General features: G+C 65.5%; 11 protein-coding genes and 1 pseudogene. 5 read left to right on the top strand and 7 right to left on the bottom strand.

Going from position 1 to position 12799, the window contains the following annotated elements:
* Positions 1–17: 17 nt before the first annotated feature.
* The 6 genes from NKJ04_RS14845 to NKJ04_RS14820 are packed head-to-tail and all read right to left on the bottom strand — an operon-like array spanning position 18 to position 6481.
* Positions 18–647: an FMN-binding negative transcriptional regulator gene (locus NKJ04_RS14845; protein WP_352675974.1), complete on the bottom strand. Its 630-nt coding sequence runs from the start codon at positions 645–647 to the stop codon at positions 18–20.
* A gap of 4 nt (positions 648–651) precedes the next feature.
* Positions 652–1533, bottom strand: coding sequence for a branched-chain amino acid ABC transporter permease (locus NKJ04_RS14840; protein WP_027035600.1), 882 nt, complete (start codon positions 1531–1533; stop codon positions 652–654).
* A gap of 5 nt (positions 1534–1538) precedes the next feature.
* Positions 1539–2243 carry an ABC transporter ATP-binding protein gene (locus NKJ04_RS14835; protein ID WP_352675971.1) on the bottom strand — a complete coding sequence of 235 codons (705 nt, stop codon included), beginning with the start codon at positions 2241–2243 and terminating at the stop codon, positions 1539–1541.
* 4 nt (positions 2244–2247) lie between these two features.
* Positions 2248–3414 (bottom strand): ABC transporter substrate-binding protein, encoded by a 1167-nt coding sequence (locus tag NKJ04_RS14830; RefSeq protein ID WP_352675969.1) that lies wholly within the window; start codon positions 3412–3414, stop codon positions 2248–2250.
* 44 nt (positions 3415–3458) lie between these two features.
* Positions 3459–5300 carry a branched-chain amino acid ABC transporter ATP-binding protein/permease gene (locus tag NKJ04_RS14825; protein ID WP_352675966.1) on the bottom strand — a complete coding sequence of 614 codons (1842 nt, stop codon included), beginning with the start codon at positions 5298–5300 and terminating at the stop codon, positions 3459–3461.
* Positions 5301–5314: 14 nt separating this feature from the next.
* Entirely contained in the window at positions 5315–6481 is a 1167-nt protein-coding gene (locus tag NKJ04_RS14820; protein ID WP_352675963.1) for an NAD(P)/FAD-dependent oxidoreductase, read from the bottom strand.
* 145 nt (positions 6482–6626) lie between these two features.
* Here NKJ04_RS14820 and NKJ04_RS14815 point away from each other — a divergent pair, with 145 nt between their 5' ends.
* Genes NKJ04_RS14815 through NKJ04_RS14795 form a run of 5 tightly spaced genes read left to right on the top strand, consistent with a single transcriptional unit; the run spans position 6627 to position 11608 of the window.
* The gene (locus NKJ04_RS14815; RefSeq protein WP_352440720.1) at positions 6627–7565 is read left to right on the top strand and encodes a MurR/RpiR family transcriptional regulator; all 939 of its coding nucleotides are present in this window, start codon (positions 6627–6629) and stop codon (positions 7563–7565) included.
* On the top strand, positions 7562–8209 hold the full coding sequence (locus tag NKJ04_RS14810) for a cysteine hydrolase family protein (RefSeq protein WP_352675961.1): 648 nt from the start codon (positions 7562–7564) through the stop codon (positions 8207–8209). The genes NKJ04_RS14815 and NKJ04_RS14810 overlap by 4 nt, the downstream gene beginning before the upstream one ends.
* Complete coding sequence (locus NKJ04_RS14805; RefSeq protein WP_352675957.1) at positions 8206–9528, top strand: type I glutamate--ammonia ligase; 1323 nt, start codon at positions 8206–8208, stop codon at positions 9526–9528. The genes NKJ04_RS14810 and NKJ04_RS14805 overlap by 4 nt, the downstream gene beginning before the upstream one ends.
* Entirely contained in the window at positions 9528–10295 is a 768-nt protein-coding gene (locus tag NKJ04_RS14800; protein WP_352675954.1) for an N-formylglutamate amidohydrolase, read from the top strand. Before NKJ04_RS14805 ends, NKJ04_RS14800 begins: the two co-directional genes overlap by 1 nt.
* On the top strand, positions 10292–11608 hold the full coding sequence (locus tag NKJ04_RS14795) for an aspartate aminotransferase family protein (protein ID WP_352675951.1): 1317 nt from the start codon (positions 10292–10294) through the stop codon (positions 11606–11608). The genes NKJ04_RS14800 and NKJ04_RS14795 overlap by 4 nt, the downstream gene beginning before the upstream one ends.
* A 169-nt stretch (positions 11609–11777) precedes the next feature.
* Here NKJ04_RS14795 and curA read toward each other — a convergent pair.
* Positions 11778–12796 (bottom strand): annotated as a pseudogene (gene curA / locus NKJ04_RS14790) (NADPH-dependent curcumin/dihydrocurcumin reductase).
* Between the last annotated feature and the right edge of the window lie 3 nt (positions 12797–12799).

Genomic DNA, 12799 nt, shown 5'->3' with positions numbered 1-12799 from the left:
TTGCCGCATGCAAACGGTCAGTCCTGGCGATGCGCGTTGTGCGTCTTCATCATCATCGCCAGCGCCGGATCGTTTTGCTCCAGCGCCGTGATGGCTTCGCTCGTGTCGTAGAGGCGCTCATCCTGCCCCATCTTGAACTTGGCCTCGAGCCGCTCGATCGGCAGGTCGAAGCCTATGATACCCGGTATACGCCGCTCCATGCCACCTGGCCCGAGCTCGCGCATGCGCCAGCGGTCGTCGCGATCTTTTTCCAGCACGTCGACAAGCTGCAGGAGATGCCTTGCGGTGGCATGATCGTCGAGCGGAACCGGACGCCCATGGCAATGCACGACGGCAAAGTTCCAGGTCGGCGCGCTGTCGCGCACCGGATTGCGCGGATACCAGGACGGCGAGATGTAACCATGCGGACCGTGGAAGATGGCGGCCGTCTCCCTGCCTTCGCTGATCAAGGTGCTGTGCGGATTGGCCCTGGCGAGATGCGAGACCAGCGTTCCGTTTTCACCACGCGCGCGATCGAGCACGAAGGGAAGATGCGAGACGGCAAGGCCCTGCGGTCCCGCTGTCACCACCGTGGCAAAGGCCGCGGCCTCGATCAGGCCGAACACCTCGTCGCGCGACAGCGGCGCAAATTCAGGCTTTGTATACATCAGGTCAGCTTCGCTGGGCGCGAACCGCCGGGATCAGGCCTTGCGGGCGAACCAGCAGCACGGCGATGACGCCCGACAGCACGATGGCGTCGCGATAAGGGGCGATCGCTCCCGGCAATGTCGCCTGCAACAGCACCTCGATGATGCCTAGCAGGAAACCGCCGGCTACAGCACCGGGCAGGCTGCCGAGCCCGCCGACGACGGCGGCGATGAAGGCCTTCAGCACCGGCGTGAAGCCCATCAGCGGATCGACCGAGGCACGCTGCGCCACCCACAGCATGGCCGCCAGCCCGGCCAGCAGGCCGGAGAGCAGAAAGGCGGTGGCGATGATGCGGCTGGCCGGAATGCCCATCAGGCGCACGACGTCGAAATCTTCCGCCGCGGCGCGCATCGCCGTGCCGGTTACCGAGCGGCGCAGGAAGACTTCGAGCGCAATCAGCGCTAGTGCCGAGACAACGATGGAGATGCTCGGACCAACGCCGATGGTGAAATCGCCGAAGGAGAAGGCGCCCGTCATCCAGCCGGGCATGGCGACGGCCTGCGGCCGCGCCGAGATGCCGTTCTGGAAGACGACCTTCAGCAGGCTGGAGACGGCAAAGCTGGTCAACAGCAGACTGGTGACGCTGGCGCCGCGCATCGGCCTGAAGGCGATACGCTCCATGGCGACTGCGGCGAGCGCGCCGCAGGAGACGGCGACGAGCACCGCCACAGGGAAGGGAAAGCCGAGCACCAGCGAGGCCAGAAGCGCGTAGCCCGACAGCGTCATCAGCTCGCCATGGGCGAAGTTGATGAGGCCGACGATGGAAAAGACGATCGCCAGCCCGAGCGCCAGCAGCGCATAGACGCCGCCGAGGCTCACCGCATTGATGATCTGCTGCGCGATCATGCTTCTCAAGCTCCCAGATAGGCTTGGCGGACGAGGTCCGAGGAGGCGAGTTCTTTTGCCGTGCCCGACAGCACCACCTCGCCATTGGCGAGCACGACGGCGCGGTCGGCGATTTCGAGCGCCAGCGCCACATTCTGTTCGACCAGAAGGATGGTCAGGCCCTTGCGGCGCAGTTCGGCGATCAGGTCGAAGACGGTGTCGATCAGTTGCGGGGCAAGGCCGAGCGAGGGCTCGTCGAGCAGGATCATGCGCGGCTTGCCCATGAGCGCGCGGGCGATGGCCAGCATCTGCTGTTCGCCGCCCGACAGATTGCCGCCCTTGACGCGATGGTAGCGGCGCAGGATCGGGAACAACTCCAGCATCTCCTCCTCGCGCAGCCTTGCCTCGGCCGCCGGCTGATGCACCGCGCCGCCGAGACGCAGATTGTCGGCCACCGTCAGGCTGGCGAAGATACGGCGGCCTTCGGGAACCAGCGCGACGCCCTTGCGGGCTATCGCCTCCGGCGCCAGGCCGGTGATGTCGACACCGTCGAAGACCACCTTGCCGGATGCCGCCGGCACCAACCCGGCGACGGCGCCGAGCGTCGAGCTCTTGCCGGCGCCGTTGGCGCCGACCAGCGCGATGATCTCGCCGCTGCCGACGGCGAGGTCGACGCGGCGTACCACCTCGACCTCGCCGTACCGGATTTTCAGGGCTTCGACGCTCAGCATGACATCACGGCGCGGAAACGTCGGCAGCGTCGGGGATCAGGGTCTGGACATGCTTGCCCTCGCCGCCCTCGTAGCGCATCAGCGCCACTGGCCGCAGCGGCATGCGATCGGTGCCGGCATAGGTGATCTTGCCGGTGATGCCTTCGAAATCCTTGAGGCCGGCGATGGCGTCGCGGATCGCTTTCGGGTCGTCGGAGCCGGCCGTCTTGACCGCCTGGTCGAGGATCAGGCCGATCTCATAGCCATTGACTTCATAGGTCGATTCCGGTGCGTGGCCGGCATATTTGGTGAAGGCGGCGTTGAAGGCCTCGAGCTTGCTGCCCGGCTCGGCATAGCCGGCCGCGGTGTAGACGACGCCGTCGACCAGCTTGCCGAGCGCTTTGATGGTCGGCGTGCCTATGGCATCGGCGCCATAGACCGGGATGGTGACGCCGGCGCCACGCAACTGCTGGATGAAGGCGGGGAAGTCGGGCTCATAGGCCGCCGTCATGATCAGGTCCGGTCTGTCGGCTAGGCCCTTGATGTTGGTGATCTCGGCGGAAAAATCGGGCTGGCCCATGCTGAAGGTGCCGCGGCCGACAATGGCGCCGCCCTTCTTCTCGAACACCTTGCCGAAATATTCCGGCAGATTGGCGGTGTAGGTGGAGTCCGGCGAGGTCAGCAGGAACACCTTCTTCTTGCCTTCGGAGACGGCGAAGTCGGCGACCGCCGTCGCTTGCACATTGTCGGCCGGATAGGTGCCGAACATGACGTCGCCGACCGCGCCGGTCAGCACCGGGGCGGAGCCGCACAGCGTCAGGGTCGGAATGCCGAGCGGCTGGGTGAGCTGGCCGGCAGAAATCGAAGGGTCGGCATCGCAAGGCGTGATCATGATCTTGGCGCCGGCGTCGATCAGCTCCTGGGCGACAGTGGCGGTCTGCGCGGTGTCGGAGCGCGTGTCCTTGATCAGCAGCTTGACGGTGTATTTGCCGCCGAGCCCGCCCTTGGCGTTGAGTTCGTCGAGCGACATGCGCAGGCCGGCAAGTGCCGGCTGGTCGTAAGGGGCAAGGCCGCCGGTCTGCGCGGTCGCGGCACCGATGATGATCTCCTCGGCGCTGGCCGTCGAAACTGCGGCGATGCCGAACACGGCAGCGCACAGGGCGGCGCGATGGAGGCGATAGAGGCTTGGCATGTCGGTTCTCCTTCTGGATTTTTGTGATTGGTTGTCGTTGCAGGTCATGCGGTCTGGTTTTCAGCTGTTGCGGTCTTGGCACGCGCCGTGCGGCTGCCGAGATAGGCGGCGATCACGGCGGGGTTCTTCTGGACGTCGCCGGGCCTGCCGTCAGCGATGACGCGGCCATGATCGATGACGACGATGCGCTCGCACAGGTTCATCACCAGCCGCATGTCATGCTCGATAAGCACGACGCCGATGCGGCGCTCGGTGCGGACCGTCGATAGGATCGAGACCAGTTCGGCGGTCTCGACGGCGTTCATGCCGGCGGCCGGCTCGTCGAGCAGCAGGAAGCGCGGCTTCAACGCCAGGGCGCGCGCCACTTCCACCCGGCGGCGCTGGCCGTAGGCGAGCCTGGCGGCCGGCTGATCGGCAAATCTCTCCAGCCCCATGCGCGCAAGCTCGCTCATCGCCGCCGCCTCGGCATGGCCGAGATCAGGTTCCACCTGGCGTGCTGCGACAACGACATTTTCGAGCACCGTCATGTGCGGAAAAACGCGGATGTTCTGGAAGGTGCGGGCAACGCCGGAGCGGGCGAAGCGGAAGGCCGAAGCCTGCCGGGCCACGCCACCCACCGACACGGTGCCGGCACTTGGCTTGATATCACCGGCCAGCATGTTGAGCAGCGTGGTCTTGCCGGCGCCATTGGGGCCGATGATGCCGGTGATGCTGTCGGTCTGGAAGTTCAGGCTGACGTCGTCGACGGCGACAACGCCGGCATAACGGCGCGACAGATGGTCGGCGGTGAGCCGGTCACTCTCGACATGCCGCGGTGGTGCCGTTGAAGCCATCACGGCCTGATGTCCGGGCCGGCGCAGGAGGTTCAGTTCACGCTCGCCAAACAGACCGGTCGGCCGTCTCCAGATGACCAGGATCATGGCAATGGCCAGCACGCCCTGGGTCAGGCCGAACAGGACAGGCAGATGCAGGCCGAGCACCTCGCCGCCGCCCTCGAAGCGGCGCACCACTTCGACCAAAACGATGGTGACGATGACGCCGGCGAAAGCGCCGAGCGACGAGGTCATGCCGCCGACGATCAGCATGGCGAGCATGGTGAAGCCGAGGTCGAAATAGAAATCACGCGGCGAAAACGCGCCAAGGAATTGCGCCATCATGGCGCCGGCGGCCATGGCGGCGACGACGCCCGCCACCCAGGCGGCCAGACGCGCCGTGCGCTGGTCGACGCCGACGGCGGCCGCACCACGCTCGTCATTGGCGGCGGCGCGGGTGGCAAGGCCGAAGGAGGTTTCGCGAAACAACCTCGCCGCCACCAGCGCCACCGAAGCGACAGCGGCAGCCGTCCACAGCCCGACCTCGCGCGGCACGCCGTAAAATGGCTGGCTGCCGCGGGTGATTTCGCGTCCGGCGACCAGCAGCGTGTAGACGATGATCAGCATGGCAAGCGTTGCGATCGAAGCGCTCGATCCGGAAAGCCTGAGCAGCGGCGTGCCGGTCAACAGGCCGACGATGACCGCGAGAGCAAGGACGACGGCCAGCGCCGCGACAAAGGAGAGTTGATGGCCTGCGAGGAATTGCGGCAGGTCGCGCAGCGCCGTTCGCTGCAATGCGGTCGGCATGGTGAGGATGCCCGTAGCGTAGGCGCCGAGGCCGACAAAGGCGGCCTGGCCGAACGAGACGATGCCGCTGTTGCCGGAGAATATCTGCAGGCCAAGCACCGCCGTCAGCATGATCGCTGCATAGGTGACCACACGTTGCATGGCGGCGCTGCCGAAGACAAAGGCGGCAAGCGCCACCAGCAGCAGCACCGCGACCATGCACAGGGCATCGGCGGTGGCGTTGCGAAACGCGGCCGGCATGAGGCCGCGTGAGTTGCTCTCGCTCATCGTCGGCGACGCCATCACGCGGCCCTGAAGCGATCGGGCGAAAACGGCGCCAGGATCGGCTGTGCTCCCTCGGTGACCAGCCTGGCCACGGCCTCGCCGACGGCTGGACCGGTCTTAAAGCCGTGGCCGGAGGATCCGGCAGAAACGACCAGCCCTTCGACCCCAGGCATGGCGCCGATGACAGGCAGATCGTCGGGGCTCATGTCGTAGAGCCCGGCATAGCCGGGGCGGATGCCAAGTTCGGCCATGGCCGGCAAGCGGGTGGCGAAGGTCTCCAGGATCTCGACCGATTCAGCTTCCTCGACACCTTCCATGTAGTTGTCGGGATTTTCGACAAGGCGCGGACGGCCTGCATGCTCATGGCGCAGGCCGGTGCCGCCGCCGGCCCAGGTGCCGGCCAGGATGACGCCGTCATTGTCGGGCCGTGCATAGTTGCAGGAAATGTCGTCGCACCAGGCGAACGGCATGACCTGCCTTGCCTTGCCGGCAGCGTCCAGCACGGCCATCGGATGGCGCTCGACATGCAGCGGCAGATCGAGGCCCACCGTCGCCAGCAGCCGACGCGTCCACGGCCCAGCGGCCAGGACGACCGTATCGGTCTCTAGCACCGTTCCGTCAGTCAGGATGACGCCGATGATGCGGTCGCCCTGCCGCCGAAGGCTCTCGACCAACGTGTTCTGCAGGATTTTCGCACCGTTGGCGCGGGCGGCGCGGGCGATGGCGTTGGTAGCGCCGAAGGCATCGGCATAGCCATATTCCGGCTCCCACAAAGCCAGCGCGACATTGTCCGGCGCAAAGCCGGGTGCCGCGTCGGCAAAAGCCTGCGGTGACAATGTCTCGATGCGCGCGCCCTCGCCGCGAATACGCTCGGCGGCCGCCGTCCAGCTCGCCTTGTTGTCGTTGCCGCAGACCCACATCATGCCGATTTCGGTGACAAAGGATCCTTCGCCCGCGATTTCCGGCAGCGACACCAGGATCTCTCGGCCACGGATGGACAGCTGCGACAGTTCCGGCATCAGGTAGAAGGCGTGCAGCAGCGCCGACGATTTGCCCGACGGGCCGCCGGCGGGGTGGGTCTGCTCGATAAGGCTGACCTTCACACCGGCCTTGGCCAGGTGATAGGCGGTGCTCGATCCGACAATTCCCGCGCCGACGACGATGACGTCGCTTCCATTTCGCATGGCTGTTCCCCACAGTCTCTTGGTTGCTTTCCGACAAGGTAGGGCCAGCGATCACACAATGTCAACATCTCGTCATTGTTGACCAAGATTCAAATCTCTGTAATAAACTCGACAAAACAAGAGAACATGGATTTCGGGGAGGCCCATGGCGATACGCGATGTTCTGATGCGCGGGGATCTTGCGCTGACGCCGTCGGAAGAGAAGATCGTCCGGCTGCTGTTGACGGACTATCCGACCTCCGGCCTCGGCACCGCTTCGTCGCTTGCGCGGCGCGCTGGCGTCAGCGATCCGACCGTGGTGAGGCTGGTCGTAAAACTCGGCTATGAAGGGTTTCCGGATTTCCAGGCGAAGCTTCTGGCCGAAGTCGAGGCAAGACTGCACTCGCCGCTGCTGATGATGGAGGCCAAGCGGCAGAGCGGTTCCAACGACAGCGCCGTGCTGGCCTATCTCGATAGCGTCACCACGGCCTTGCAGAAAGCCACCGCCGCGACACCCATCCAGACATACGAACGGGCGGCCCGCCTGCTGATGGAGGTCAAGGGCGAGGTCGTGCTGGTTGGCGGCCGGTTCAGCCGCCACATCGCCGGCATGCTGGCCGGCTATCTCGTGCAGTTTCGCTCCGGGGTTCGCGATCTTGGTGTGCTCTCCCCGCAGACCTTCGACACGCTCGCCGACCTCGACCGCCGCAACGTGCTCGTCGTGTTCGACTATCGCCGCTATCAGCTTGATGTGATGGCCTATGCGAGCCAAGCGGCAGCGCTCAATGTGCGCATCGTCCTGTTCACCGACCAATGGCTGTCGCCGATATCAGATCTCGCCGAAGTCACCATCGTCAGCCCGCTCGAAGTCGCCTCGCCCTACGACACGCTGGCGCCGGCGATCGCCCAGATGGAGGCGCTGGTCGCCCATATCGTTTCGACGCTGGGCGACGAGGCCCGCGCCCGCATCGAGCGGCTCGAAAGGGTGCGACATGCCAATGCCGTGACGCTCGACAGCGACCCGCAAGAGAACGGCGCGCGCAAGATACCCGGACCCCGCAAGACGCCGGGACCCAAATCAGCAAAGCAGGACGACAAAGCATGACCCAGGCCCTACCCAAACGAGACGAAGCCTTCCGTGCCGGCGAAACGGCACTGCTGCTCGTCGACATGCAGCGCATCTGGCTGGAGCCGGGCGCCGATCCGTCGCATCCGGAGCGTGGCCCCGATCACTATTTCTACCGGCAGACATCCTCGCGGACGATCCCCAACCAGGAGCGCCTGCTGGCCGCGGCGCGGGCCAATGGCGTCGAGGTGCTGCACACCATCATCCAGAGCCTGACCGAAGACGGCCGCGACCGCTCGCTCGACCACAAGCTGACACCGATCCATATTGCACCCAGCCTCCCCGAGGGACTGCCGGTGGCATCGCTGGCGCCGGTTGGCGACGAGATCATGCTGCCGAAGACGTCGTCGGGCATCTTCAATTCGACCAATGTCGACTATCTCCTCAAGAACCTCGGCATCCGCTATCTTGTCGTGGTCGGCGTGCTGACCGATCAATGCGTCGACATGGCGGTGCGTGACGGCGCCGACCGCGGCTATCTCGTCACCTGCGTATCGGATGCCTGCGCCACCATCACGCAGGAACGCCACGACATCGCGCTCAAGGCCTTCGGGGGCTACTGCTGGGTGGCCGACACCGACACGGTCGTCGCCCGCTTCAACGCTTTGGGAAAACCGGCATGACATCGACCGTCGAGCCTCTGGTTGCCGTCGTCACCACGGATCTCTCCGCCGTCACGCGGGGCCGTTTCGTTGCCGAAAGCAAGTTGCAGAAGACCGCCACGACCGGCGTCGGCTGGCTGCAGGCCAATCTGTCGCTGACGCCGTTCAACTCGATCGTCGATCCCAACCCCTGGGGCTCGTCGGGCGACCTGCGGCTGATCCCCGATCTCGAGGCGCGCTTTCGCACGACACGCACCGGATCGGCGACGCCGTTCGACATGGTCGCCGGCGACATCGTCGAGCTCGACGGCAGCCCATGGCTCGGCTGCACCCGCACGATGCTCAAAGAGGCGTCGGCCGATTTGAAAGCCGCGACCGGCCTGTCGGTCATCGCCGCCTTCGAGCATGAATTCAACGTCGCCGACGGCGGCTTCGCGCCGGCGCATTCGATGTCTTTCGCCGCGCTCAGGCGAACCGACCCCTTCGCGCCCAACCTGATGGCGGCGCTGGAGGAGGCCGGCGTCGCACCCGAAGTGGTCATCGCCGAATTCGGCGACGAGCAGTTCGAGGTGACGCACGAGCCGGCGGACGCGCTGACGGCAGCCGACCGCGCCGTCGCCATCCGCGAAATCACGCGCGAACTGGCGCGCAATGCCGGCTGGCGTGCGAGCTTCGCGCCCAAAACCGCGCCAACTGCCGTCGGCAACGGCGTCCACATCCATTTCAGCTTCGTCGACGAGGCCGGCAAGCCGGTGACATACGATCCGGCACTGGCGGGCGGCCTTTCCGCCAAAGCCGGCGCCTTCTGTGCCGGCGTGCTGCGCCATCTGCCTGGAATGACCGCGATGACGGCGTCGAGCGTGTCGTCCTTCTACCGGCTGAAGCCGCACAGCTGGAGTTCGTCCTATACCTGGCTCGCCGACCGCGACCGCGAGGCGTCGCTGCGCATCTGCCCGACAGTGACGATGGGGGGGCGCGATCCGGCGCGGCAGTACAATATCGAGTACCGGGCGGCGGACGCCACCGGCAATCCCTATCTGTCGCTGGCGGCGATTATCCGCGCCGGGCTGGAAGGGCTGAAGGCGGGCCTGCCGTCGCCACCTTTGGTCACCGGCGACCCGACGCTGATGAGCGAGGCGGAGCGCGCAAGTCTCGGTCTAGTGCGCCTGCCCGAAACCCTGCCCGCGGCACTGGACGCGTTGCTGGCCGACGGCACCGTGACGGGATGGTTCGCGCCTGTCTTCATCGACACTTTCGTCGGCCTCAAGCGACATGAAGCCGAGCGTCTTGCCGGTCTCGATCCGGCCTCCATCTGCGATCTCTACCGGACGCTCTATTGATGACCGCACAGACCGAAAAAGATTGGCCGGAGGCCGTCGAGGTCCTCAACGAGCACGGCCGTTCCGATATCGTGCTGTTGTGCGAGCATGCCTCCAACCACATGCCGGCCGAGTATCGACAGCTCGGCCTCGATGCGAGCCATCTGCAGCGCCACATCGCCTGGGATATCGGCGCCGCCGAGGTGACCCGCCTGCTGTCGTCGAAGCTCGATTCACCAGCTTTCCTCAGCGGCTACTCCCGGCTGCTGATCGACCTCAACCGGCCGCTCAATACCCAGGGCAGCATTCCGGTGCTGTCGGAAGATACCGGCATTCCCGGCAATGTCGGCATCGACGCGACGGAGCGGACCCGGCGTGCCGAGATCATCTTTTCGCCGTTTCATGACCGGGTGACCGCGCATCTCGACTGCCGGGCACAGGCAGGCCGGCGGACGCGGATCGTGACGATCCATTCCTTCACGCCGGTCTTCCTCGGTGTCAGCAGACCCTGGCATGCCGGCGTGCTGCACGACCAAGCAAGAGATCTCGCCGAAGCGATCCTTTCGGGCCTGCGCACCGACGCCGGGCTCAATGTCGCGGCCAACGTGCCCTATGTGATCAGCCGTGACGCCGACTACGCCGTGCCCATCCATGGCGATGATCGCGGCATCGCCGCCGTCCTCATCGAGATCCGGCAGGACCTTTTGTCGACACGGCGCGGCATCGAGGAATGGGCGGACCGGCTGGCGGCGGCACTGCCGGCACAGAAGGCGGAGAAAGTGTCGTGAGCAATCTCAGCTTGCGCGAACGTGACGCCGCGACCATCGCCCAGATCGGCAAGCTGCGTTTCTCGCCGCTCAGCGTCATCGGCGGCCGGGGCAACCGGCTGATCGAGGAAGACGGCCGCTCCTTGCTCGACCTGTCGGGATCGGCCGGTCCGGCGGTGCTCGGCTACGGCCATCCGGCCATCGTCGAAGCGGTCGAGACGTCGATCCGCGACATGGCCGGCGCCAGCCTGCTGCTCTACCCGAACGAGCCCGCCGTATCGCTGGCGGAGCGGCTGCTGGCGATTACGCCCGGAGAAGGCGAACGGCGCGTCTGGTTCGGCCATTCCGGGTCGGATGCCAACGACTGCGCGGTGCGCGTGCTGCAGGCGGCCACCGGCCGTTCGCGCTTCATCTCGTTCATCGGCTCCTATCACGGAAATCTCTCCGGCTCGATGGGCATCAGCGGCCATACCGCCATGACCCACACGCTGCCGCGGCCGGGCGTGCTTCTGCTGCCTTATCCCGATCCGTTCCGACCGAATTTCAGCAGCGAGGACGTGCTTGCCCTGCTCGACTACCAGTTCGAGACCACCTGCCCGCCGCATCAGGTCGCGGCGGTGTTCATCGAGCCGTTGATGTCGGATGGCGGGCTGATCGTGCCGCCGCCTGGCTTTCTCAAGGCGCTGCAGGAGCGTTGCCGCAGGCACGGCATCAAGATTGTCGTCGACGAGGTCAAGGTCGGGCTCGCTCGCAGCGGCATGATGCACTGCTTCCAGCATGAAGGACTGACGCCGGACCTCGTCGTCTTCGGCAAAGGCATCGGCGGTGGCTTGCCGCTGTCGGCCGTGATCGGCCCTAAGGAGATCATGGACCATGCGCCGGCCTTCGCGCTGCAGACAACCGCAGGCAATCCGGTGGCGACATCGGCCGGCAACGCGGTGCTGAAGACGATCGAGACGGACGGCCTGGTCGAGCGCTCGGCGCGGATCGGCATGCTGTTTTCCGACGCGCTGCGAGCCCTTGCCGCCAGGCATGAGATCATCGGTGATGTGCGCGGGCGCGGCCTTGCCATCGGCGTCGACCTGGTCAAGGACCGCACGACACGTGAGCCGGTTGCGGCGGCGACCACGGCCAAGATCATCTATCGCGGCTATGAGCTGGGTGCAGCCTTCACCTATGTCGGGTTGAAGGCCAATGTGCTGGAGTTCATGCCACCGCTGACGCTGACGGAAGACGAAGTGGCGGAGGGCGTGGCGATCGTCGACCAGGCGATCGCCGACGTCAACGCCGGCGAGGTCTCGGACGCGGACGTCGCCTCCTTCATGATGTGGTGAACAGAAAGGCGCGGCCACGGCTGCGGCAGAAATTGCCTAGAGCAGTTCACCGTTTCACGGAAACGGCGACCCGCTCTAACTCCTTGTTTTTACGCAATCCGGACGGAAAAGCGTTTCACACTTTTCCTGAAATTGCTCGAGGCAGCCCCGACTGATTGTTGCGCAGCAACTATTCCGCGATACGCACGATCAGCTTGCCGAAATTCCTGCCTTCGAGAAGGCCAAGAAAGGCCTGAGGCGCATTTTCGATCCATCCACGATATCTTCCCTGTATCGAACCCGGCCGGATGCTATCCAGTCGGCCATCTCGCGGTAGAAGGCCGGGCGCTGGTCGACAAATTCGCGCTGGATGAAACCTCTGATCGTCAGGCTGCGGTGCAGCACTTGCTGCATCAATGTCGGCAACCGGTCGGTGCCGGCATCCGCGATGACGTTGTACTGCGCGATCAGCCCGCAGACCGGCACACGCGCAAACTCGTTCAGCAGCGGAAACACCGCGTCCCAGACAGGACCGCCGACATTCTCGAAATAGATGTCGATGCCGCCGGGGCAAGCTGCCTTCAATTGCTCGGCAAAATCGTCGGCCCGGTGATCGACGACCGCGTCAAAGCCCAGCTCGTCTCGCACGAAGGCGCACTTTTCGGCACCGCCGGCAATGCCGACGGCACGCGCTCCCTTGATGCGCGCGATCTGGCCGACGGCCGACCCGACCGCACCGCTGGCGGCCGCCACGACGACCGTTTCGCCAGGCTTCGGCTGTCCGATGGTGAGCAGACCGGCATAGGCCGTGAAGCCCGGCATTCCGAGCACACCCAGTGCGGTCGTGATGGGCGCCGCCGCGGGATCGAGCTTGCGCAGCCCGACACCGTCGGACAGGGCGAAACTCTGCCATCCGGAGTGGGACAGGACGATGTCGCCTTCAGCAAACTCCGGATGGCGAGAGATCATCACACGCGCGACGGTGCCGCCCTCCATCACACCGTCGACATCGACCGGCTTGGCATAGAATTTGGTGGCGTTCATACGACCGCGCATATAGGGATCGAGCGACAGATAAAGGATCTGCAACAGCAGTTCGCCCTCTCCCGGCTGGTCAAGGTCAACCGTCTCGATGCGGAAATGATCCGGCTTCGGCCGGCCTTGCGGTCGCGCCGCGAGCACGATGCGGGTGTTGGACTGGATTGACATGGA

The organism is Mesorhizobium sp. M0618, assembly GCF_040320765.1.
Taxonomy (GTDB): Bacteria; Pseudomonadota; Alphaproteobacteria; order Rhizobiales; family Rhizobiaceae; genus Mesorhizobium.
The sequence above is the reverse complement of the archived record's forward strand: the minus strand, read 5'-3'. Positions and strand labels throughout refer to the sequence as shown.

Excerpts from the sequence above, each read along its gene's own strand:
- NKJ04_RS14810 (WP_352675961.1), top strand. The coding sequence starts at position 7,562 with ATGACCCAGGCCCTACCCAAACGAGACGAAGCCTTCCGTGCCGGCGAA.
- NKJ04_RS14830 (WP_352675969.1), bottom strand. The coding sequence starts at position 3,414 with ATGCCAAGCCTCTATCGCCTCCATCGCGCCGCCCTGTGCGCTGCCGTG.
- NKJ04_RS14800 (WP_352675954.1), top strand. The coding sequence starts at position 9,528 with ATGACCGCACAGACCGAAAAAGATTGGCCGGAGGCCGTCGAGGTCCTC.
- NKJ04_RS14825 (WP_352675966.1), bottom strand. The coding sequence starts at position 5,300 with ATGAGCGAGAGCAACTCACGCGGCCTCATGCCGGCCGCGTTTCGCAAC.
- NKJ04_RS14805 (WP_352675957.1), top strand. The coding sequence starts at position 8,206 with ATGACATCGACCGTCGAGCCTCTGGTTGCCGTCGTCACCACGGATCTC.
- NKJ04_RS14840 (WP_027035600.1), bottom strand. The coding sequence starts at position 1,533 with ATGATCGCGCAGCAGATCATCAATGCGGTGAGCCTCGGCGGCGTCTAT.
- NKJ04_RS14820 (WP_352675963.1), bottom strand. The coding sequence starts at position 6,481 with ATGCGAAATGGAAGCGACGTCATCGTCGTCGGCGCGGGAATTGTCGGA.
- NKJ04_RS14815 (WP_352440720.1), top strand. The coding sequence starts at position 6,627 with ATGGCGATACGCGATGTTCTGATGCGCGGGGATCTTGCGCTGACGCCG.
- NKJ04_RS14845 (WP_352675974.1), bottom strand. The coding sequence starts at position 647 with ATGTATACAAAGCCTGAATTTGCGCCGCTGTCGCGCGACGAGGTGTTC.
- NKJ04_RS14835 (WP_352675971.1), bottom strand. The coding sequence starts at position 2,243 with ATGCTGAGCGTCGAAGCCCTGAAAATCCGGTACGGCGAGGTCGAGGTG.